Here is a 21,670-nt window from a genome sequence, read left to right on the forward strand (position 1 = left end):
AATGACAACACTTCAAAATCCAAAAGAGATGTCCCGCCGCAAGTTCATGGCAGTTGCCGGCGGTGCTGCAGGGCTTGCGGCTATGGCCGCCATGGGCTTTTCCCCAGAGCGCGAAGCTTACGGCGCCAATATCCCTGAAATCGATATCGACAAAATGTCATATGCCGAAAACGAAGCGGATGTGCTGGTTATCGGCGGCGGAATGGCAGGATTATTTGCAGCTGTCAAGGCACATGATGCAGGTTCCAAAGTTATGATGGTTTCCAAGGGACGTCTCGGCTCATCCGGGATGACACCGTTTGCCAAAGGCATCTTTACCTATGATCCGGCCAGGGAAAAATTGAGCCTTGATGAATTTGTAGATACCGTCTCCCGATCTGCATTGGGTACCAATAATCCGATTTATACCCGGCAAATGGCGGAGCATTCCCTTGCCCGTGTCAATGAACTTAAACAATGGGGTTTTTTTGAATCGCCTCTTTATAACAAGAGTTTTAACAACCCCGTCAAAGAGAGAAATATCCCTGTCAAAGAGAGAATCGTCATCACCCATTTGATCAAAGAAGACGGTCGAATTGCAGGTGCGGCCGGTTTCAACCTTGATGAAGAAAAGATCCATTTTTTCAAGGCCAAAAGCGTGATCCTGTGTACCGGTGCGGGTGGTTTCAAGCCCAATGGATTTCCCATTTGCGACCTCACCCACGACGGTACTGTCATGGCCTATAATATAGGTGCCAAAGTGACCGGCAAGGAATGGAACGACGGGCATCCAGGCAGATCTGAAAATCCTGCGGCGTGTTATGATGGATGGGGTGGTGTGGGCGGTATGTTTGATCGAAAACCCAGCGTCAACGGTGTTGACGTACACCATGATTTAGGGATGGAAGGCAATTACAAGGCTTATATGACCGGAAATCCCGTGACAGGCGGACCTTCGGGATCGGGCGTTACCGTTCAAGGCGGACCTTACAGGCCGGCGGAATTTGCGGAAGATAACTATCGGAGTAGAGAAGGGAAGCCGGGGGCCGACGGCCCTCCAAAAGAAGGCGGCGCGCCTGGTCCGGGAATGGGTGGGACATCGGTTGGCGGTTCTTCTGCCGGCATGGCCATACACAAATCAGAAGGTCTTGTCCCCATTAACGAAAAATGTGAATCAAACATCCCAGGGCTATACGCTGCCGGTGATGCCCTGGGTTCCCATATGGCCGGGGCAATTTATACCCAGGTAGGATCCTCATTGGCCGGTTCTGCGGTACAGGGCGCTGTCGCTGGGAAATCTGCTTCTGAATATTGCCAGGGCGTTGAAATGCCCATAATCTCAAAAGCAAAGATGAATGACGTCCAGGAAGAGATCCTTGCACCTTTAAAGAGAGAGGCCGGTTATAGCCCTGCATGGGTGACACAGACGTTGCAAGGCATCATGATTCCTAATTTCATCATATATATAAAGAAAGAAAACCTCTTAAAAGCGGCACTGGCCTACGTTGAAGAGTTGAGAGATCATCACATGCCAATGCTTAGAGCTGCAGATTTGCATGAATTGCGATTGGCTTTTGAAACCGCTAACATGATCGTCAGTGCTGAAATGAAGCTCAAGGCATCACTCATGCGAAAGGAGAGCCGCTGCAGTCACTTTCGCCTGGATTATCCTGGGATGGACACAAAAAACTGGAATGCCTGGATCAACATCTACAAGGGCAGTGACGGTTCAATGAAATTCGAAAAACAGCCCTTTGAAAGCTAGCCGACGGCAAAGAGTTGAATGGTTTTCACGGAACCAATCCTGCATCACCTGGAGACTGTTTAGAATGATCCAGAAACAAAAATATCTCAAAGATAAGGGGATGTTCATCCTGCTGGCATTTATCAGTGCTTTTCCTCCGCTGTCAACGGACCTGTACCTGCCGGCGTTGCCCCAGATGAAAGAGATCCTGAACACAACACAATCCCAGGTAAATCTCACACTGAGTATGTTCTTTGTGTTTTATGCAATCGGATTGCTGTTCTGGGGGCCCTTAAGTGAAAAGTACGGGCGAAAACCCATATTGCTGATTGGTATGGTTATCTACACTATTTCCAGTATCATCTGCGGTTTTTCACAATATGTGGAGCAGTTGATCGTCGGACGAATCATCCAGGCTATTGGCGGAAGCGCCGCCACTGCCGTCTCTACAGCCATGGTAAAAGATCTATACAGTGGGCGAAAGCGGGAAAAAGTTATGGCGATGGTCATGTCCATGGTGATTATCGCCCCGATTGTAGCACCGGTTATCGGTGCATTCTTACTTGAGTATGTTTCATGGGAAATCATTTTCTTTGTATTAGCCGGAGTTGGGGCAACCGCCTTGATGGCTGGTGCGTTGCTGGAAGAAACCATAGAGAATCGGTATACCGGTTCAGTATGGCGCTCCTGGGGACGTCTTGCAGTCGTCTTGAAAAATCCTAATTTTTCAATCTTGCTTGCTATTTTCTCCACAATATCCATGTCCATCATGACCTTTCTTGCGGCCTCGTCCTTTATCTACATTAATGGCTTTGGCCTGAATGAACGTGAATTCAGCTATTTCCTTGCCTTTAATGCTGTTTTCGCCATGATCGGCCCCATGCTGTATGTGAAATTATCCCAACATTTTAAATCCCAGGCAATAATCTCGGCTGGATTTCCTATTTTCATTTTGTGTGGCATCGCAGTCGCCACGGTCGGACATGGTTCCGTGTGGGCATTTGCATTAGCTGCCGCCCTGGCTACCCTGATTGTAGATGGCATGCGGGTACCGGGAGTAAACCTCATGCTTGAACAACAACAAAACGATACCGGTTCAGCTTCCGCTTTGATTAATTTCTTTGGGATGCTCCTGGGCAGTCTTGGAATGCATCTTGTTTCACTCAACCCCAATGACCTCATACTGGCCCTGGGCTGCATCCAGATCATGATTGGTCTGATCAGTGGAATTTTATGGTTTTTGATCCGGAACAGACCTTTTGTGCAGTATGCCTTCCACGAAGGATAAGCCGTCTGGTCCCTAGGTGATGTTGCCGGGCTGAATCAGCCTGTTCATGACACAACCTTCAGCAATGGTGAGTTTGAACAGGGCGGTCTCGTTCAGCAGGGCGGTCTCGTTCAGCAGGGCGGTCTCGTTCAGCAGGGCGGTCTCGTTCAGCAGGGCGGTCTCGTTCAGCAGGGCGGTCTCGCTCAGGGTGGTGGTGGGGATCAGCCGGTTGTCCCTGATTTCAAGGCCCTGGACAGGAGGGTCTTCGCACAGGGGACAACGGTAGACCCTGCCGTGTCTGATTTTTGGGTAAAACTTGATCTTTTCAAATCCAAAAGAGCCCTTATCTTTAAAAAAGGTTTAATAAATACAACCTTTACAGGGGGAGAAGCTGTCATGAAACAAAACATTCATAATATTGAAAGGGTAATTCGTGTTGTTTTGGGGCTCATTATTTTATCTTTGATTTTTGTAGGACCGAAATCTTTATGGGGCCTGGTAGGCATTCTGCCAATTCTGACGGGTCTGATTGGCTGGTGTCCACCGTATCAACTATTGGGTATCTCTACCTGTAAAAAATGATGGTGCTTTGAAATCCAGCCGATGATCATAGGCATTCACAGGTATCAATCCTGACACGTTTTAAAACAAGGAAATATCAAAAAATGAAAAATCTAATAGAGCCCAAAGACGAAGCTGAGGCAGATATCATCCAATTGGTTTTAAAAGAACAGGGTATCCTTGCGGAAATAAAATCATTTCACGATACTGCATATGATGGTCTTTTCCAGGCCCAATACGGCTGGGGTTTCATCAGGGTTGCTGAAGCTGATTTTCAGAAAGCGAAAAAGATTATTGAGGAATGGAAAAAGGCTTCTCCTGAAGACCTTCCATGGGAAACAGGTTAACTGATGTTTGGAAGTACAAAGGGGAGAGGATTATCCTTGTAACCGCTGTATGGATATTGCATAGATACCGTTATAAATTTGCAGATTCCATCTGTATATTCCCACAAAAGTAAGGATATCATGAATGATAATTATTCAAAAGCGGGCCTACAAAGGCTCTTCCAAAAAGGTGTCAATAATTTTTTGCTGTTGCACAAAAATGGAAAAGCTGTCGCCTTTCAATTAGATCAGAATGAAAATGTTAATATCGTTGGTCGTCAAACTGATATTAGTTTCAAATCGACAGGCCTTTCATTGCTTGATGATGGTTGGAAATGTGTTGGGCCAGGATTAGAATACAGCTGGTTGTTTGAATGACACAATTAATTACCCTTTGAATAAATCTTCAGAGGCCGAAAGAATAGTGATTGTTCTTTTTCATTTGTTCTATCCAGGCTACTTTTAAATTGAATGACGTTCCGGTACACTATTTAAAAATTCATCATCCAGTTTTTCGATGGCATCATCCACCATCTTAATTGCTTTTTCTCTGTCCCTTGGGAGCATTGCATCAAACGTAACCGTGTTAATCCCATGGATACCCAAATAAATGGTATCAACATCTATAAGTTTAATCATTTTTTTCTGTTCTTCAAGCACTTCCAGTTCAGTTGCAGGAACAAATTTTCCGCTTTCAACATCTTTTGTCACCTGGCTGTCACCGAAGGTGCCCATGGTTGTTACGGATACCCCCATGGGCTTTGATGCATTGACCAATTTTGCGTTGGCCATTGCATTTTCCATCCCTTTCCCTCTGCCGGCACCACCGAATATCAGGATATCAATGTGTTTTATACCTGCCTTGTTCAATCTTTCCAGCTGCTCATAGGAATCCTTGAGGCTAAATCCTTTATTCATATACTCAAGCGTTTCTTCATGTCCGGTTTCAGTTCCGATCCACAGGTCATTGATTCTTAAATCACGCAGTTCTTCAAGTTCCTGGTCCGTCTTGCTTTTGATGTTATTGATGGATGCATACATAGTAATCACTTTAACATCGGGGAAATATTGAATGATTAATTTGACAATGGGTTTCAAGCGATTTGCAGACAAAACAAAAGCATCACCGTTAACCAGGAATACTCTTTTAACATCACCATAAAGCGCCCTGGCTTCTTTGAGGTCTTCTTCAATCTGCTCAAGTGATTCAATGGAAAATTTTGTATCTTTATACATGGTGCAAAAGGTACATTTGTTATGAGTGCAACCGACGGTCACCTGAAGCAACAAACTGTTGGCTTCATAGGGCGGCCGGTATGTAGGGCCTGTATATTTCATGGTTCCTCTTTTGATTTAAATCAGATTCTGAGTTGTCTGGATGAGTTGAGCTATTTTCATTTCACTGTATGCATCCGGATGGGCTTGGGCAAAATTACCTTGATCATTATCAAAATATTTACCCGTGATCCCTTTATAACATTCTGAAACTGCCAGATCATACAAGATATTCGCCCCTTTATCAGCAGGTGACCAGGATCGACCATAGGCTTCTGCCACCATTTTGGTATTGAGCAGTGATCCTGGGTTGACAGCTATGACAGCGACATCCGGCAGTATTTCAGCCAGGTGGAAACTCCACATGGTTAATGCCAGTTTGCTCTGTGCATATGCCTCCTGCTCGGACAAATTTATACTACCGCATAATGCGTCAATGGATACGGCAGATTGAGCTGCCGAGCTCAGATTGATAATCCGGGGATCGTTTCCTTTTTTTATCAAATGTATCAATTTTTCGGTAAGCAGATAAGGCGCCAGATAGTTCACCGCAAAGCGGACATCCAGCCCGCTTTGATTATGGGATGCCGAGCTCTTAAAAATTCCTGCATTATTAATAAGTATGTCTATTTTCGGCAAATCATTATTGATCTGATCTACCATTTTTTCTACCGCATCCAGATCGGACAAATCCGAAACAAACCCACTGATTCTTTCATTCTGAGTGATTGATTTTATCTCGGATATGGTTGAATCCAATTTTTGACGATTCCGGCCGTGCAGATAAATTGCATGCCCGTCACCAGCAAGTTTTATGGCAGCCAGTTTTCCGATACCGTCCGTACTTCCTGTAATTAAAATGATTTTTTGCATATTTTGAATCCTCATTTTTATTTAATGTCTGGATTATTGGCCCCCGAACGATATCTTCGATATCGGAAGCCATATCCAAGGTCTTGGGTTCTTTTGGGTCAGCATTCCTTTTTGCTTATTCTATATTTCAACGACCACTTTGCCTATGGCCTGGCCGCTTGTCAGACGAGCATAGGCGTTTCCAACCTCTGTAAGGCCGTAACGGTTTTCATCAAGCAGAGGTTTAAGCGCACCTGAATCAACAATCTTTGCAAGGTTGGATAAAATTTTGCCATGTTCATCCCGTTTGTAATCATGGAGCATTGGGATCAGCATAAAGACAATATGGATGGACAGGCCTTTAAAGTGAGCCGGTGTCAGATCCAGCTCCAACAGGGAAACAGTTGTGGCAATGTTGGCATTCAATGCGGCTGCTTCAAAGGATTTTATCATATTGGCACCACCGACTGAATCGAAAATGACTTGGAAACCTTCTCCACCGGTATGTTTTGCCACATATTCCGAAACTTTCTCTGTTCGGTAATTAATGACCGAGGCACCATATTGTTCAATAATACCGACCTGCTTCCCGCCGCTGCATGTCGCATAAACCTGAGCACCAAAGTGCCTGGCCAATTGTACGGCAACATGTCCCACGCCGCCCGCACCACCGTGAACCAGAACTTTCTGGTCCGGTTTAATATTCGTCCTTTGCAACCCTTCATAGGCGGTAATGCCTACCAGTGGCAGCGCCGCCGCCTGGCGCATGGAGAGAGACCTGGGTTTGTGGGCAATTAATCTGGCATCGGCCAGCATATATTCTGCAAGTGTGCCTTGCAAACCTGCGAGACCACCGGCGCAGCCATAGATTTCATCTCCCGGGGCAAAGTTGGTTACGCCCTCTCCGACGGCTTCTACGGTACCGGCAAAATCCATCCCAAGCACTGCGGGCAGGTCCGGTGAAATTGGCAGGTTTTCCTGTCCCAGTTGCCGGATCATTGTGTCAACTGTGTTCACACTGGTTGCGGCAACCTTTACGACCACATGTCCAGGCTTTACAGAGGGCTTGGGTAGCTCGGTTAATTGAAATTGAGCATTTTCACCATACTCATTAAGAATCATTGCTTTCATTTATTTATCTCCCATTTAATTGCTCAGTTGTTGTAACTCTTATGTTCATAATGCATCATACCGTCTTTAATGTTGACAGCATATAATATAGATCGTAGTGTCAAATATATCAAGTAGGCACTATTTAATTACGTAGTACCTAAAAGTATACTAATAAGGAAAATCAATGCGTCACGACAGATATAATTGTAATTTTGGTTGTCCAGTAGAGGCAACATTAGAATTGATCGGTGGAAAATGGAAAGGGGTTATCCTATATCACCTGCTTGAAAGAACATACCGGTTCGGAGAACTGAAAAAACTCATGCCGGGAATCACACAGCGCATGCTGACAAAACAACTCCGTGAACTGGAAAGTGATGGAATTATCAATCGTAAAGTATATGCTGAAGTACCCCCCAAAGTGGAATACTCTCTTACAGAAGTTGGAGAAGGCTTAAGGGATGTAGTGATGATGATGCGTGACTGGGGGAAAAAACATTTTGGAATGTGAGGGCTTTTCCTTGAAAATTTGAAGTCAGTAGTAGGTTGCAGCAATTCAAGTTCCCTGATGTTTAACTCACCGGCTTGTTCTTGGATTCTCGTTTTACCAGCAGCAGGGTATTGCATGTTACGGAAAGACTGCTAAAGAGCATGGCCGTTGCCGCAATGATGGGATTTAAAAATCCCCCGGCCGCCACCGGGGTGCTGATGATATTATAGACCAGGGCAAATATGAGGTTTTGTTTGACTTTCCGGTTTACGCGTATGGCAAGTGCTCCAAAATATGAATCTGGCCAGCGAAAATGGGTTCTTGAATCTGGCAGGCGTGCTCCTGTTTGCTAAAAATGATCCCATCAGACAGCAAATCGTTCTTAAAAACCGGGAACAAATAGAAAATCAGCGGCAGATGTTGGAAAAAATGTCGACAAATAAAATTGAAGAAACCATACCAAGGTGATAATAAAGGCATGTACCTAAGAGACAGCTAAAAAAGGAAAAAATGGGACAGTGTCTTTTACCAAAAACTGGTTTCAAAGCATCTTGATCATCTTAGGCCCATGATCAAAATAAAACCTCCCACATGGCGTGTCTTTTAAGCCGCCTTCTTCGTTGCCTTAATGGGCACATATTCCAATATGCTCCCATTAACGCGCCTTGAATGCGACTTAAAATCCTACGCCATGTTTTGGAAGATTTTATTCCGATCATGGGCCTTAAACATAAAAAATCATTTAATCCTTTGGTTGAAATCGAAAAATTTGTTCAGGCGAATAAAAATTTTCCTTCAATCAACTGGTTTGAATATGATTTGGCTGAACTGAAAGATGGCTATTAAAAGTATATTGCAAAGCCTGAATGGAATGAAGGAAAAAATCCCATGCCTGATATTGAAAAAAACATAACGGACCAGGAATTCATAGAAATTGAAAACCATGATCTAACCCCTGATCCGGAAGGCGGGGAAGTGGATCTTGTCATGGAAGATCCGTTCAACCCGTCCGAGATAAACATCATATCTAAACCGGATACCCTGCACAATCTGATTGAACGGTTGAAATACCAAGAGATTGACATGAATCCGGATTTTCAACGTCATGCAGACCTTTGGGACAATCCTAAGATGTCACGGCTCATTGAATCCATTCTCATACGCTTTCCTTTGCCGGCCTTTTATTTTGATGCGTCGGACGAGGATAGATGGGTCATTGTGGACGGACTTCAACGGCTTTCGGCCATTAAAAAGTTCGTGGTGGATAAGAACCTCAAACTGAACGGCCTTGAGTACCTGGAAGATTTCAAGGGAAAAGGCTATGATGATCTGCCCCGAACCTATCAACGGCGAATTGATGAATGCCCGGTGACCCTTTTTCTGATCCAGCCCGGCACCCCTGATCCGGTAAAATACTCGGTTTTCAGGCGGATCAATACAGGGGGCCTGGTCTTGAATAACCAGGAGATAAGAAATGCCATGACCAAGCCGGGCATTCGGAAATATCTCGAAGATCTGGCTGCTGACGAATATTTAAAAAAAGCCATCGGCGATCAGAGCAAGCGCATGGTAGACCAGGAGCTGGTTTTGCGCTTTCTGGCCTTCCGGTTCATGGATTATGAAAAGAGCAAGAAAAACATTGCCACCTTTTTGGATGAGATGGTCCATAAACTTGAAAAATCCTCTCCGGATGAACTGGAAAGGTATAAACAGTCATTTCAAAAAGCCGTTAAACGGTGTTGGCTCATATTCCAGGAAGCGGCTTTTGAAAAAAGTGTCCCAGGTGAGAATGCAAAACGGCGGCGCAAGAATTCCACCCTTTTTGAGGTCTGGACCAATGCCATGGCCATACTGACAGAAGACGAAACAGACAAATTGATTCAGAATAGGGATATATTGAATCAAAAACATATGGATCTCATGGCCAATGATAACGATTATTTTCGGTCGATTACCTATTCGACACAGAAAAAAGACCATTTCCGGACAAGGAAGTCTAGGGTGGCAGATTTGATAAAGGAGGTGCTTGATGCTTGAGTATATAAGAATCCAGCGGTTCAAATCATTGGGGGATGCAGGGTTTCCTTTGGCAGGGCTCAATATCTTCAGCGGATTGAACGGCATGGGCAAATCCTCCCTGATACAAACTTTGCTGTTGCTGCGGCAATCCATGGAGAAAAATACCCTTACCAATAAAGGATTGCTTCTCAAGGGGGAATATGTCTCTTTGGGGACCGGGCAGGATATTTTATCGGAAAATGCCGAAACAGAAACCATAGAATTTACCCTGGTCTGGCAGAATACGAAACCCGTCAATTTCAGATTTAATTACTCTGGTAAATCCGATTTACAACCCATTGATTCTCCTGTGGTGCTGCCGGACCCGCTGCCGGCCTTGTTTACCAAGGCGTTTCAATACCTGTCTGCCGACCGCATCAGTCCCAAAGCCGCCTATGAAGCTTCGGATTATTATATCAAGGATTTAAATTCCATCGGCAACCACGGGGAGTACACGGCCCACTATATTGCGGAAAACGGATTAACCCCCCTGTCCATTAAGGCCTTAAAACACCATAATGCCCCTTCATTTTCTCTGCTGGACAACCTGGATAAATGGATGTCCGAAATTTCCCCCGGCATCCGGATTAAAGCCCGGCTCCATCCGCACATCAATTCTGTTTCATTAAGCTACGCATTTGAGCAGGGATCTGAAGTGACGGCAGAGTTCAAACCGGAAAATGTGGGTTTTGGCCTGACTTTTGTGCTTCCGGTTCTGGTTTCGGTACTCAGGGCTGAACCCGGGGACATGCTCATCATTGAAAATCCCGAGGCCCATCTTCATCCGGGCGGGCAGTCGGTTTTGGGCAAACTCTGCGCCATTGCCGCCGCCAACGGGGTGCAGCTGTTCATTGAAACCCATTCCGACCATTTTCTTAATGGAGTCCGGGTGGCGGTTAAAGAGGGGGTAATTAAAAATACAGAGGTGAACCTGTTTTATCTGGAACGAAATGATGCATCAGTCCACGAATCCCTGGTGGTCATCCCACAGATTGATGAACAGGGCCGGATCGACATCTGGCCAAAGGGCTTTTTCGATGAAGCGGATATACTGCTGGAGAAACTGTTATGACCTCCTGTATGGTGTTTAACCACCACAGCCTTCCCTTTGATTCACCTGGGATGGCGGACGAGGCCCTGCCTGATTTCTTAAAGCTGTGTCTCCGGGCGCAGAATATCGGACTTGATACCATCCTGGTGGACGAATCCATTGACAAGGGATGGTTTCGCCTTGAGTTGTCCGGCAGTTATTTCTGGCAGGACTGGTATCAAAAGATTCAGTCAGGAAATAATAAGAATGCGGAAAAACAGATCCGGGCCTTTCGATCCATCGCCACCCGCCAGCCTTTTTTCTCCACCAGGGATATTCAGAATCATGTTGACCTGTTTGAGGTCAGCCTTGACGGTGATGCCTCTTTTCCAGCGCTTCGGGCGGCAGCCTGGCATGAGGCGCCTCTGGCAGGTTTTCCCACCCGCTCACCATGGCTGGATTCCCCTTTGACCGTGACCGTGGAAGAGCTTGATCAGGCAGGTGAGATCAAGCAAAAATCCATTGATTTAATGAATTTTTTCTCCCTGGCAATCTTTGAACAGCACAGCAATGAACTCCTGGAAAAAAGAAACGATTTAATTCGTACAGGCAGAGCCCTTTTTGATGAAAAAGAACGGCTTTTTTCCGGTTTGATTTTCTGTGGGAAAGCACCCCAGCAGCTGCGTCATTGGTCTGCAGGGCTCGCCATCCTAGATCAGGTCAAAGAGACGTTGACTGTTTTGAATCAATTTTGCGGGGTCTGGGGTGAAACAGGGTATCCGGAATACCGGCATGAGGTTTTACGGGACCTTGGATTAAATCACGAGGTCAGCGGGGAATCAAGCTCTGTCCTGGATAATCCGCGGTTGAAGGCGGAACGGGAATTCTGGTTGCCTAAGGGCCGGAAAGAAGTTTTCCAAAGCCATGTTAAATTAAACAAAGGCTACCGGCTTCATTTCTTCCCAGATCATCATTCCAAAACGATTTTCATCGGCTATATCGGTCCCCATCTCAGACTTAAGTAGTGTAAAGGACGACACCATGATCTCTACGGGGGAATTGATCTGGGTATCCCAACAAATACGCCCTTTGAGGTTGCCTATGAAAAGGTGGAAATCTTAAGACAACAATACAATTGAAAACTTGTTTTAATCGAGGATTTGAGGCATTGTTATGTAAGTTATCTCATGAGCCAATATGTTTCCCTTAAAACTATTTTGATGTGCAACCAATGATTAATTTTCTTTTTCATAGTATTAAAGGCAAGCTTCTTTTTGCATTCTTTTTTCTTTTGGGCATAGCCCTATTGTTCCAATTTGCTTATATAGCTCCAACACTTCAAAAAAGAAAAATCGAAGGTATTACAAAATCGCAAGATAACTTTGCCAAATATCTTGCCAGTGACATAAACTCAAGAATAGAAGAGGCGATTAAAGAACTTGAAGAAATCGCCTCGCTGCAACAGATTGTTTCTATATACAAAACGTCTATGAACGAAACAATTACAGCTATAAACAATTCCAACCATTTCTTTAATTATTATTTTGTGATGGATAAGCAAGGCAAATGGTTGTCCTATCCCACCCATCCAGAACTGATCGGAAAAACGATTCCTGCAGAAAATATGGGTTGGGTTAATAAAACATTCAAATCCGAGAAAACAGTCTTTCTTGACGTTGTAAAATCAAAACTTGGAACCCTTGTTAGCGGATTTTCAACACAGATAAGAAATAAAGAGAACAAAACAATCGCCCTTCTAAGAAGTGTATTTGTTATTTCTGAAAATAACGTTCTCGTGAGATTGATTGAAAATACTCAAACCATAAAAGGATATCACGCTTACTTGGTTTCTTCGGACGGTTGGCTGATCGCTCAAAGCAATCAAAAGTTGAACTACAAAGAATTCAACTCCTATAGCATGATGGGTTATAAACCTGTAATAAACGCACTAAAAGGACAATCAGGGATTACAAGCTACGCATATGAAGATAAGCTATGGCTTGCCGCATTTTACCCCATTAATATTACAAACTGGGGATTAATTGTTCAGCAACCGCTCAAGAATATTATTCTGGAAGCTAAAGCAGAGGCAAGGTTCATCACTTTTATTATCCTCAGTTGCTTTTGCATTAGCCTCTTCATTGCAGCGATTGTTGTTCAAAAAGCAATCAGTCCTTTATTTAAATTGGTTAAACATATCCAATCCGGTAAAATCGATATGGCCTCTGATCAGGCCTCAAGTTTCCCTAAAGATGAAATCGGCCAGTTGGCTTTTCAATACAGCAGATTATACAGTGACTTGTATCGAACAAACGATTTGATCCGCAGGTCAGAGAATAAATTCCGAACACTTTTTAACAATGCCAGCGATGCCATTTACATACATGATTTAGAGGGTAACTTGCTTGAAGCAAATCAAAAAGCATTTGATTATTCAGGATATGAACGCGACGAGCTTCTGAACATGAAAGTTACAGACATTGATGCACCTGAATCCGCTGCCGTGGTTCAATCTCGGATTGAAAAAGTCAATCATGATGAAAAGTTGATTTTTGAATCTTTACACAGGACCAAGACCGGTGATTTGATACCGGTCGAGATTAGCAGTCGGACAATTGAATACGACGATCAAAAAGCAATTTTAAGTGTTGTTCGGGATTTAACAGAGAGGAAAAAAGCTGAAGATGCCCTAAAAGAATCTCACAAAAGATTTCTGACCGTATTGGACGGGATCGATGCGACCATTTGTGTCCTGGATATAGATACATACCAAATACTATTCATGAATAAATATATGATTGAAAGTTTTGGCAATGACATGACAGGTAAACTATGCTGGGATATATTCAGGGGTGAATCAGGGCCCTGTAGACATTGTACGAATGAACAGTTGATTGATGCCAAAGGTGAACCAACTGGTGTCATTGTCTGGCAAGATAAAAATCCGATAACCGGAAAATGGTATGTTAATTATGACCGGGCCATAGAATGGACTGACGGCCGTCTGGTCAAACTCCAGATAGCAACTGATATCACAGATTTTAAAATAATGGAGGCACAACTTCATCAGGCACAGAAAATGGAGGCCATCGGTACATTGTCAGGTGGTATTGCACATGATTTTAATAATATTTTATCTGGTATTTTTGGATTTTCCCAGTTAGCTAAAACACACATAGATCATCCAGAAAAAGCAAAAAAGGATATTGATCAGATAATCACAGGGGCTCAAAGAGCAACCGAGTTGGTTCAGCAAATACTTGCATTCAGCAGGCAGTCTGAATCTTTAAAATACCCTCTCGAAGCCTCCGTCGTGATAAAAGAGACTCTTAAATTACTTCGTTCTACAATACCATCGACCATAGCAATAAAAGAAAATATTGTTTCAAAAGCAAAAATTTTGGCAGTTCCAACTCAGATTCATCAAATCGTGATGAACCTATGTACCAACGCCTATCATGCAATGAGTGAAACCGGTGGCTTTCTATTTATTAGTTTAAAGGAAATTGTGTTTTCTAAGAAAGATTGTGTGCCTGAATTGAATATTGTTCCTGGGAAGTATCTTGATTTAGAAATTTCTGATACAGGTCACGGTATAGATTCGATGATCTTACAAAAAATATTTGATCCTTATTTTACTACAAAAGAGCCTGGCAAAGGAACAGGATTGGGCCTGGCTGTTATTTTTGGAATTGTTAAAGAATCCAAGGGACATATCACGGTTCACAGCGAACCTGGCCAAGGTTCGACATTTCATGTTTATCTTCCGATTGTAGATGGGCCATTAGCTATCCATATACCTGAAAATGAAGGAAAAACCCCTTTATCCGGTCAGGAAACGATTATGTTTGTTGATGATGAGGAAGCATTGAGAGAGGTGACGCATGATATTTTGAAAGGATTCGGGTATACTGTACACACTCTCTCAAGCGGACCAAAAGCATTCGAAACCTATAATGAAGATCCTTGTCGATTTGATCTTGTGGTTACGGATATGACCATGCCAGGCATGACGGGATTGGAGCTTTCACAGAGAATTTTAGAACTGAGGCCTGAACAACCAATCGTATTATGTACTGGGTACAGCGAAACAATAGACAGAGAAAAAGCGCTTTCAATTGGGATCACTGAATATGTTGAAAAACCAATGATTATAAAGGAGCTTGCCAAAGTAATTCGAAAAGTGTTGGATGAGGCCAAGGGTTCTGCTCAAAGATAATTATCTAAGGATAACTGCAACAAAACATCAAAAGTATCAATGATACCAGATCAAATCTTGATAACATTTTAGGCGTTGACTAATGGTATCATCAGTCGGTAGTCGAATCTGATTTTGGGTCCATTAATTCATCTTCCAGTACACGCTTTTGGGTTTGTCCAAGACTTAACCATAACTTACATCAACATGAACAGTTTTATTATCAAGGCAATTATCGGTTTGTTTTGGTATCCTTAATGATTTGAGCCCCTCAATACTCTGGGTTTGGATAACAAGAAAATACCCAGCTTGTCTGATCCAATTTTTTTGTTTGAGAACTGTTTAGAAAATGGTTTGATTCTAACTCAAATTTCTTGGGGGAAGGATCACCCGCTTGTTCTCTACTTTATTTCGATGGGCCTTAATACCGCTCCGAGTAAAACTGCCTGTTTTTGCTCCTTTCGCCCAAACTGCCACGTCGTTCTGCCATGCTCCGGAAGCGAGTAAAGTCTGTCGGCAAAGCTTCAGTGGCCACAAGGTGAGCGATTTTTTGAAATAATTCAAGTTCCCTAATGTTTAACTCACAGGCTTGTTCTTGGATTCTTGTTTTACCAGGAGCAGGGTATTGCATGTCACGGAAAGACTGCTAAAGAGCATGGCCGTTGCCGCAATGATGGGATTTAAAAATCCCCCGGCCGCCACCGGGATGCTGATGATATTATAGACCAGGGCAAATATGAGGTTTTGTTTTACTTTCCGGTTGACGCGTGTGGCAAGCCCTATAAAATCGATGATCTGGACCGGGGTCTCCTGCATCAGGGTAATGGCGGCAACACCTTCACCCGGGTTGAGGCCAGAATGAACGGCCATGGCAATATCGGACTGGCCCATGGCCGGCGCATCGTTTACGCCGTCGCCCACCATGGCAACTTTTTTGCCCGATTGTTTAAGGGTTTTAATGAATTCAGCTTTTTCATGGGGCAGCAATCCCCCATGGGCGTTTTCAGCCGGGATCTGCACAAAGGCTCCGGCGGCGAGGGTGGGTCGTTCAGCATCTCCTGAAATCAGATAACAGGTGAGTCCCCTTTTATAAAGATCTGCAACAAGGGTCTTTACGCCGGTTTTCATTGCGTCCCCCAGGTGGACAGCTGCTACAATGGTATCATCCTGAGCTAAAAAAACCGTTGATATGACCTGGGCACCTTGCCTGGCGAACGAGATAAAAGAGGGGTCTGCCGGATTGCTTTTATTCACAAAATCCCTGCTGCCGAAGCAGTAAATTTTATCCTGATACTGGCAGCTGATCCCGTTGGAATGGTAAGTGAGGTCTTCCAGATCAAGGGGGGGGAGGTTCATTGCCATGGCAAAGGCGGATATGGTATGGGCAATGTAGTGGTCCGATTCTTGTTCCATGGCATGGACGATCTGCCAGGCCTTTTGGGCTGGGAAATTGTTTGCCGTGTCCATGCCCAGCACCTTGAGCTTGCCAGTGGTCAGTGTGCCGGTCTTGTCAAAAACAATGGTATCCAGTCCATTAACCTTTTCAAAGGCTTCAAAATCCCTTACCAGGATACCTTTTTTCCCGGCGGCAGACACGCCGGCCACAAGGGCAAGGGGAATGGCAATGCCAAGGGCGCAGGGGCAGGAAATGACCATGACGGAGATTCCCCGGTTAAAGGCTTCGTAGGAGGTCAGCCCGTACAGCATCCAGAAAAAATAGGTCACAATGGAAAATCCGATGACCGATGGGACGAAAAATTTTAAGATGTCCTCAAACCGCTGGGTCTGGGCGGTTTTTTCGGACAGACTGTTTTCCATGATGGCAAGCATTCTGCCGAGAATGGAGTCTTCCCCCACTTTTACGGCTGTTATCTGGATCTTGCCGGAAATGATCCGGGTGCCGCTCTTGACCGTGTCCTGGGGCCGGACATTGGCCGGTTTTGCCTCGCCGGTGATGGAAGACTCGTCAATGACGGCAGACCCTCGGGTGACAATGCCGTCTGCAGCCAGGATCTCTCCTTCTTCGGCCAGGAACGCGTCCCCCTGGGACAATTGCTTGATGGAAACATACCGTCCCCTGGGAAACTGATCTGCACAGATTCTGACTTTCTGGGGAACCAGGGAAAAAAATTTCCACAGGCCTTCAGAAATTTTGTTTTTTGCGGTCTGTTCGAGCATTTTTCCCGTCAGGATCAGCAGGATCAGCATGGATGCGGCATCAAAATAGAGATGGATGCTTCCCCTGTAAAAATGAAACAGGCTGTAGGTATAGGTTGAAAAGGATCCCGTGGATACCAGGGTTTCCATTCCCGGAAATCCGGATGTGATACCGGCAAGGGCCCGTTTGTGTATGGGATATCCGCCGTAGAAAACAACAACGGTGGCCATGAGGAAAACCGGCCAGGCCAGAAGCTGCACGGCATGGGGGGACAGCTCAATGAAGAACCCCGAATAGATGGACCAGCTGAGCATCATGACGTTCATGGTTAAAAACAGGGTCACACAGATCCGGATAAATTCTGCTCTGCTCTTTGAGGCTTTCTGATTAATATCAGCAGCAGGGTATCCCAGTTTTTCAATGGCGGCATAAATTTTATCCGGGGATGTTTTTACTGGATCATACACCACGCTTCCCCGGTCGCTGGAAAAATTGCACGAGGCGTTTACCACGCCCTTTGACCGGGTGAGGGTGGTTTCAATCAGCCATGCACAGGCCGGGCACCACATGTTTTGAATCTGGAGATTAAGGGTCAGAAAATTGCCGGCATCCATGGGAACCTCACTATCTGTCCCGGACAATTCTGGGGCAGGGGGTTCAAGGCGTGCTTCCCATGATTCCGAAGTCTCTTTAGTCGTGTCCGGCACGATACCTGCGGCAACACATTGTTTGTACAGGTCGGTATCCTTGAAATCTTTGGTATCTTTGTACTCGTCCGATTCCATGAGCATGGCATGGACCATTTTGCAGCCCTGGCAGCAGAAGACGTCCTTTGATGTCGGTTTGGAAACCTTAACGCCCAGGCCGCAAAGGGTGCATGGAACGCGTGTTTTCATTGCCTGCCTTTTAGGCAGGGCATACGATGGGGATACATCCTATAACCGGAGATGATCAAAGGGTTGTTTGCTGGATGTGCCGGATATATTGGATAACCGCTTCCCGACTTTCAACAGACATGGAGCTTGCCAGGGCTGGCGCCTTTTTGCTTCCATAGCTGATGGAGGCAAACAATTGCGTATCAGTCATGGCCACGGTTTTCTCGTCGGTCAGGTCTGTAGGCAGGGGGAAAAAGCTCTGGCCCACGGTTCCAAGTCCGTCCATTTTGGGACCGTGGCAATGGGAACAGAAGGCCTGGTAATCCTTTTCCCCTTTGGCCAGCACAGCCTGGGCAGGCCCAATGGGTGTCAGGGTAAAATCGGTTTTTAAGAGTTCCCGTATCAGGGCCTCACTTTTTGTGTCGGCAATGGTTCGTTTGTCCATTATAAGCTGGGGTTCCTCATGGGGCCGGATCGCAGGGGTTTGATACATTCTCCCGGCTTTCAGGTTTGTATCGTACAGGGTAATGACCGTATAGACTCCGGTTAAAACCAGCGACACAAAAACGGCAAGAATCAGTACCTTTTTCATCTATTTGGCCTCCTTGCCGCTGACATGCTGGCCCAGGGGGTTTTTCTGATATTCTGCATAGGGGGATGCTGACGGAAGGCTATTCACGGGCCGGTAGTCCCAGGTCGGAATGCCCTTGTCTCCCACCACCACAAAAGAGAAATATCCCACACCGAGGATGATGGCCACCATGGTGGTGACCCACACAAAGGTTCGCAACAGAGACTCTTTGGGTTTAAGTGTGTCCATCATTTTATAATATTACCTCCGTAAGGCCGTAGAACAGAATATAATAAATCGTCCATAGAACGATACCGCCAACGATCAGGGCGATGATCATGGGAAACGGGCCGTCTGCCTTTTCGATGCCGTCGGCAAACAGCTGGACGGCTTTAAGGTTGGAGACCCTGGATCGGGGCCCGAACATGGGCAGAACCCACAGGGTCACGGCAAACAGGACTGCAAAGATAAGGGTCAGAATGATCAGGGCAAGTACATGCTGGGTATTTAAAAGTTCGAAAAATCTCATTTATCAATCCCCTCTGTTTCGGGTTTTACGTCTGTCTCCCGGACAAATTACTGGCTATCTGAAAAAAAGAGCATAGCCCACCAGGGCAAAGCTTGCCCCAATGGCTGCAAGGGCCAGGTAAAAGACACAATAGAGATCACGGCCGGCCTTGGCTGAGGTTGCTGCTGCCGGTGTCGTGTCCTCCTCCATGGCCAGGAATCTTGCCCGCTGCTGGTCGGAGAATTGTCCGGTTTTCAGCGCCCATACAAACACGGCAACGCCGATGAACAGTCCGGTCAGAATATATGCCACAAAAAATGGATAATACATGGGTCAGCCTCGATAGGTATTCAAATGGTTATTCATATGCGGCATCAATTCCCCTGGGTTCTTTGTTGGCATCGATCTCGCCAATGAAATATTTGGCAATATAGTTTCCCACATCCCATATCTTTTCAGATTCCAGTTCCCGCTTAAAATAGGGCATGGCCGTTCCGGTAATGCCGTTCATGATCTGATAGTAGATAATGCCCCCGCTGACCCCCCGGCCTTTGAGGATGGTGAAGTTCAACGGCGGCGGATACAGATAGGGCTGGGCCGGACCCATGCCGTCTCCCACGGGCCCGTGGCAGCCAAAACAGAAATCCTGGTAGATTTTTGCACCCCTTGCAAGGCCCGCCTCCGAGGCGGGATAGGGTGTGGGGATGTCGTGCCAGCCCTTGGGGACATTTGCATGAATCCATGCCACGTTTTCGTTCACACCCGACTCGTATGCGTCAATTGATCGTTTTTTCCAGAGCGTCTGCCTCTCCATTCTCAGGTCTGCATTCTTGAGTCCCAGGCTCTGTGTATACTGGATCAATACGTCCAGGTTGGCCTGTTTTAGAAATAGAAACGGGGGCATGATGGACAACGGCCGTGTAAATCTTGGGTTGGTAAAGTGGGCCTGGTGCCAGTCATTGGGATGCTCTCCGCCTTCCTGGGAGAGATCCGGACCTGTTCTCTGGGAACCCAGTAGGATGGGGTAATCCTTCAGGTAGTCTCCTGCCTGGGCCAGCCTTTCTGCGCCCAATCCCCAGTCAATCGATCGGATGGACTGGGTATGGCAGTAAACGCACCCGTTGCTGATATAGAGGGCCCGCCCTTTTTCTTCCATGGCCGTCCGGTCTCTGAACAGATCCGAAGGAATGGTTTTGCTGGTGTTGGCATAGGGAAGAATGATGACCACCGATACCACGGCAACGAGGATAAGAAGGCTGCCGAATACAATGGCTGCAGGTGTCATTTTCATGGGGTTTCTCCGGGGGTTGAAAAGAGTGATCGGAAAATATTATAAAACCCTGACAGGGCAGATAGAAAAATTAACAGCCCCAGGGACGCCCGGACAATATTGTAAATGTGGATTTCAGGAAGTACGCGGTACACGGTTTCTCCGTTGAGCCAGGCATTGCCCTGGATGAGTCCGGAAATGGTTAACACGATGGTAAACCCGACCACGCCGATCAATACCATCCAGTATTGGAAATTGGCCAGGAAGGGGCTGAAAAGTGGTCTGCCCGTTATTTTAGGCAGGATGAAATACAGCCCCCCCAGGGCAATCATTCCGGCAAATCCGAGGACACCCACATGGGCATGGCCGACCACCCAGTGGCTGAAGTGGGTCACCCGCTGGACATCGGGCAGCGCCATCATGGATCCGCGGATACTGACGATGAAATACATGATGGTGCCGGTGAACACAAATTTGCCACCAATATCTTCACTGATCAATCCGAGCTTGCCCCGGGCCGTGTACCAGATATTGATGAGAAAGGCCATGACCGGAATCACCATGGCAATACTGTCCACAATGGCGACCACCTTGAGCCAGGTGGGAACCGGCACCTGTAAAAGGTGATGGGTGCCGATATGGGTGTAAATGACGATCAGGGCCCAGAAACCCAGCAGGGACAGGGTGTGACTGTAGAGCGGGGCCCGGCAGACCTGGGGGATGATGTAATAGGCAACGGCCGCAGCCAGGGGCGTCAGCAAAAGCCCGAACACATTGTGCCCGTAAAACCAGAGGAGAATGGCATCGGGAATGCCCACAAGGGCTCCCGAGTCCGGCTGCCAGATAACGTTGCCCAAGCTGTAGGTACAGGTGGTGAGAAGAATCCCGGCCAGCACATACCAGACCGAGACGTACAGGATTTTTTCCTGCCTGTTTTTTACCGTCATCATGAAATTAAAGAAAATCAAACTGAATGCAATGACAATACCCACATCAATGGGCCAGATCATTTCAGCGTATTCCCGGCCCTGGGTATAACCTGCGGCCAGACTGACCACCAGGGCCACAATGGCAATGTTCCACAGGACAACGGTGAAGACCCCCAGCCGTTCACTGTACAGTTGGGTTCTAAGCAGCCGGGGAACCAGATAAAACGAACTGGCTAAAAGGCCCGGGGTTACAAACCCGAACAATACCAGGTTGACATGCATGGGGCGAAGTCGTGAAAAGAGAAGCCAGGCAATGTTGCCGGTTAAATCAGGGGCCACAAGTTCTATGGCCGCAATAAATCCTGCCAGGGTGGCCACCATCATCCAGACGGCAGAGGTCAAACAAAATCCCCTGGCTGTCAGGTAGGTGGCAGTATCGGGTTGGATTGGGTTCTCGGGCAAAGCA

General features: G+C 46.1%; 22 protein-coding genes. 12 read left to right on the forward strand and 10 right to left on the reverse strand.

Annotation, left to right across the window (positions count from 1 at the left end; genetic code table 11):
- Position 1 precedes the first annotated feature (1 nt).
- The 6 genes from HRM2_RS07425 to HRM2_RS07445 all read left to right on the forward strand — a co-directional run bounded on the left by HRM2_RS07425 (position 2) and on the right by HRM2_RS07445 (position 4,255).
- On the forward strand, positions 2-1,744 hold the full coding sequence (locus HRM2_RS07425; protein ID WP_015903386.1) for an FAD-dependent oxidoreductase: 1,743 nt from the start codon (positions 2-4) through the stop codon (positions 1,742-1,744).
- A gap of 64 nt (positions 1,745-1,808) precedes the next feature.
- On the forward strand, positions 1,809-3,011 hold the full coding sequence (locus HRM2_RS07430) for a multidrug effflux MFS transporter (RefSeq protein WP_015903387.1): 1,203 nt from the start codon (positions 1,809-1,811) through the stop codon (positions 3,009-3,011).
- Between the two features lie 46 nt (positions 3,012-3,057).
- Positions 3,058-3,276, forward strand: coding sequence for a hypothetical protein (locus HRM2_RS27000; RefSeq protein ID WP_187149346.1), 219 nt, complete (start codon positions 3,058-3,060; stop codon positions 3,274-3,276).
- Between the two features lie 110 nt (positions 3,277-3,386).
- Entirely contained in the window at positions 3,387-3,572 is a 186-nt protein-coding gene (locus tag HRM2_RS07435) for a YgaP family membrane protein (RefSeq protein WP_015903388.1), read from the forward strand.
- Between the two features lie 83 nt (positions 3,573-3,655).
- Positions 3,656-3,898, forward strand: coding sequence for a putative signal transducing protein (locus HRM2_RS07440; protein ID WP_015903389.1), 243 nt, complete (start codon positions 3,656-3,658; stop codon positions 3,896-3,898).
- Positions 3,899-4,018: 120 nt separating this feature from the next.
- On the forward strand, positions 4,019-4,255 hold the full coding sequence (locus HRM2_RS07445; protein ID WP_015903390.1) for a hypothetical protein: 237 nt from the start codon (positions 4,019-4,021) through the stop codon (positions 4,253-4,255).
- An 84-nt stretch (positions 4,256-4,339) separates the two neighbouring features.
- Here the strand turns inward: HRM2_RS07445 and HRM2_RS07450 are convergent, their stop codons facing one another.
- The 3 genes from HRM2_RS07450 to HRM2_RS07460 form a co-directional block, all read right to left on the reverse strand.
- The gene (locus tag HRM2_RS07450) at positions 4,340-5,215 is read right to left on the reverse strand and encodes a radical SAM protein (protein WP_015903391.1); all 876 of its coding nucleotides are present in this window, start codon (positions 5,213-5,215) and stop codon (positions 4,340-4,342) included.
- 15 nt (positions 5,216-5,230) lie between these two features.
- Positions 5,231-6,025: an SDR family NAD(P)-dependent oxidoreductase gene (locus HRM2_RS07455; RefSeq protein ID WP_015903392.1), complete on the reverse strand. Its 795-nt coding sequence runs from the start codon at positions 6,023-6,025 to the stop codon at positions 5,231-5,233.
- Positions 6,026-6,145: 120 nt separating this feature from the next.
- Positions 6,146-7,135 (reverse strand): zinc-dependent alcohol dehydrogenase family protein, encoded by a 990-nt coding sequence (locus HRM2_RS07460; protein ID WP_015903393.1) that lies wholly within the window; start codon positions 7,133-7,135, stop codon positions 6,146-6,148.
- A gap of 166 nt (positions 7,136-7,301) precedes the next feature.
- Here HRM2_RS07460 and HRM2_RS07465 point away from each other — a divergent pair, with 166 nt between their 5' ends.
- From HRM2_RS07465 to HRM2_RS25040, 6 genes are all read left to right on the forward strand, one after another.
- Entirely contained in the window at positions 7,302-7,628 is a 327-nt protein-coding gene (locus HRM2_RS07465) for a winged helix-turn-helix transcriptional regulator (protein ID WP_015903394.1), read from the forward strand.
- Positions 7,629-8,276: 648 nt separating this feature from the next.
- Positions 8,277-8,453 (forward strand): hypothetical protein, encoded by a 177-nt coding sequence (locus tag HRM2_RS27580; RefSeq protein WP_015903396.1) that lies wholly within the window; start codon positions 8,277-8,279, stop codon positions 8,451-8,453.
- Positions 8,454-8,495: 42 nt separating this feature from the next.
- The gene (locus HRM2_RS07470; RefSeq protein ID WP_015903397.1) at positions 8,496-9,644 is read left to right on the forward strand and encodes a DUF262 domain-containing protein; all 1,149 of its coding nucleotides are present in this window, start codon (positions 8,496-8,498) and stop codon (positions 9,642-9,644) included.
- The gene (locus HRM2_RS07475; protein WP_015903398.1) at positions 9,637-10,737 is read left to right on the forward strand and encodes an AAA family ATPase; all 1,101 of its coding nucleotides are present in this window, start codon (positions 9,637-9,639) and stop codon (positions 10,735-10,737) included. Before HRM2_RS07470 ends, HRM2_RS07475 begins: the two co-directional genes overlap by 8 nt.
- A complete protein-coding gene (locus HRM2_RS07480; RefSeq protein ID WP_015903399.1) occupies positions 10,734-11,720 on the forward strand; it encodes a hypothetical protein in 987 nt (328 codons plus the stop codon). The genes HRM2_RS07475 and HRM2_RS07480 overlap by 4 nt, the downstream gene beginning before the upstream one ends.
- Before the next feature lie 206 nt (positions 11,721-11,926).
- A complete protein-coding gene (locus tag HRM2_RS25040) occupies positions 11,927-14,914 on the forward strand; it encodes a PAS domain S-box protein (RefSeq protein ID WP_015903400.1) in 2,988 nt (995 codons plus the stop codon).
- A gap of 555 nt (positions 14,915-15,469) precedes the next feature.
- Here HRM2_RS25040 and HRM2_RS07490 read toward each other — a convergent pair.
- From HRM2_RS07490 to HRM2_RS07520, 7 genes are read right to left on the reverse strand one after another with little or no spacing between them, the layout of a single operon-like run.
- Entirely contained in the window at positions 15,470-17,947 is a 2,478-nt protein-coding gene (locus HRM2_RS07490; protein WP_041273127.1) for a heavy metal translocating P-type ATPase, read from the reverse strand.
- A 55-nt stretch (positions 17,948-18,002) separates the two neighbouring features.
- Entirely contained in the window at positions 18,003-18,518 is a 516-nt protein-coding gene (locus HRM2_RS07495; protein WP_015903402.1) for a c-type cytochrome, read from the reverse strand.
- Positions 18,519-18,749, reverse strand: coding sequence for a hypothetical protein (locus HRM2_RS07500; RefSeq protein ID WP_015903403.1), 231 nt, complete (start codon positions 18,747-18,749; stop codon positions 18,519-18,521).
- A 1-nt stretch (position 18,750) separates the two neighbouring features.
- Complete coding sequence (locus HRM2_RS07505) at positions 18,751-19,026, reverse strand: hypothetical protein (protein ID WP_015903404.1); 276 nt, start codon at positions 19,024-19,026, stop codon at positions 18,751-18,753.
- Positions 19,027-19,080: 54 nt separating this feature from the next.
- The gene (locus HRM2_RS07510; RefSeq protein WP_015903405.1) at positions 19,081-19,335 is read right to left on the reverse strand and encodes a cbb3-type cytochrome oxidase assembly protein; all 255 of its coding nucleotides are present in this window, start codon (positions 19,333-19,335) and stop codon (positions 19,081-19,083) included.
- Between the two features lie 28 nt (positions 19,336-19,363).
- A complete protein-coding gene (locus HRM2_RS07515; protein ID WP_015903406.1) occupies positions 19,364-20,296 on the reverse strand; it encodes a cbb3-type cytochrome c oxidase subunit II in 933 nt (310 codons plus the stop codon).
- Positions 20,293-21,666, reverse strand: a complete 1,374-nt coding sequence (locus HRM2_RS07520; protein WP_049770414.1) for a cbb3-type cytochrome c oxidase subunit I — start codon at positions 21,664-21,666, stop codon at positions 20,293-20,295. The genes HRM2_RS07515 and HRM2_RS07520 overlap by 4 nt, the downstream gene beginning before the upstream one ends.
- Positions 21,667-21,670: the final 4 nt, after the last annotated feature.

The sequence above is a fragment of the Desulforapulum autotrophicum HRM2 genome (genome assembly GCF_000020365.1).
In the GTDB taxonomy this organism is placed as follows: Bacteria; Desulfobacterota; Desulfobacteria; order Desulfobacterales; family Desulfobacteraceae; genus Desulforapulum; species Desulforapulum autotrophicum.

Coding starts and splice junctions, on each gene's coding strand:
- HRM2_RS07470 (WP_015903397.1), top strand. CDS start 8,496: ATGCCTGATATTGAAAAAAACATAACGGACCAGGAATTCATAGAAATT.
- HRM2_RS27580 (WP_015903396.1), top strand. CDS start 8,277: ATGCGACTTAAAATCCTACGCCATGTTTTGGAAGATTTTATTCCGATC.
- HRM2_RS07455 (WP_015903392.1), bottom strand. CDS start 6,025: ATGCAAAAAATCATTTTAATTACAGGAAGTACGGACGGTATCGGAAAA.
- HRM2_RS07435 (WP_015903388.1), top strand. CDS start 3,387: ATGAAACAAAACATTCATAATATTGAAAGGGTAATTCGTGTTGTTTTG.
- HRM2_RS07495 (WP_015903402.1), bottom strand. CDS start 18,518: ATGAAAAAGGTACTGATTCTTGCCGTTTTTGTGTCGCTGGTTTTAACC.
- HRM2_RS07445 (WP_015903390.1), top strand. CDS start 4,019: ATGAATGATAATTATTCAAAAGCGGGCCTACAAAGGCTCTTCCAAAAA.
- HRM2_RS07430 (WP_015903387.1), top strand. CDS start 1,809: ATGATCCAGAAACAAAAATATCTCAAAGATAAGGGGATGTTCATCCTG.
- HRM2_RS07425 (WP_015903386.1), top strand. CDS start 2: ATGACAACACTTCAAAATCCAAAAGAGATGTCCCGCCGCAAGTTCATG.
- HRM2_RS07465 (WP_015903394.1), top strand. CDS start 7,302: ATGCGTCACGACAGATATAATTGTAATTTTGGTTGTCCAGTAGAGGCA.
- HRM2_RS27000 (WP_187149346.1), top strand. CDS start 3,058: ATGACACAACCTTCAGCAATGGTGAGTTTGAACAGGGCGGTCTCGTTC.
- HRM2_RS07505 (WP_015903404.1), bottom strand. CDS start 19,026: ATGAGATTTTTCGAACTTTTAAATACCCAGCATGTACTTGCCCTGATC.
- HRM2_RS07480 (WP_015903399.1), top strand. CDS start 10,734: ATGACCTCCTGTATGGTGTTTAACCACCACAGCCTTCCCTTTGATTCA.
- HRM2_RS07440 (WP_015903389.1), top strand. CDS start 3,656: ATGAAAAATCTAATAGAGCCCAAAGACGAAGCTGAGGCAGATATCATC.
- HRM2_RS07515 (WP_015903406.1), bottom strand. CDS start 20,296: ATGAAAATGACACCTGCAGCCATTGTATTCGGCAGCCTTCTTATCCTC.
- HRM2_RS07460 (WP_015903393.1), bottom strand. CDS start 7,135: ATGAAAGCAATGATTCTTAATGAGTATGGTGAAAATGCTCAATTTCAA.
- HRM2_RS07510 (WP_015903405.1), bottom strand. CDS start 19,335: ATGTATTATCCATTTTTTGTGGCATATATTCTGACCGGACTGTTCATC.
- HRM2_RS07490 (WP_041273127.1), bottom strand. CDS start 17,947: ATGAAAACACGCGTTCCATGCACCCTTTGCGGCCTGGGCGTTAAGGTT.
- HRM2_RS07500 (WP_015903403.1), bottom strand. CDS start 18,749: ATGATGGACACACTTAAACCCAAAGAGTCTCTGTTGCGAACCTTTGTG.
- HRM2_RS07450 (WP_015903391.1), bottom strand. CDS start 5,215: ATGAAATATACAGGCCCTACATACCGGCCGCCCTATGAAGCCAACAGT.
- HRM2_RS25040 (WP_015903400.1), top strand. CDS start 11,927: ATGATTAATTTTCTTTTTCATAGTATTAAAGGCAAGCTTCTTTTTGCA.
- HRM2_RS07475 (WP_015903398.1), top strand. CDS start 9,637: ATGCTTGAGTATATAAGAATCCAGCGGTTCAAATCATTGGGGGATGCA.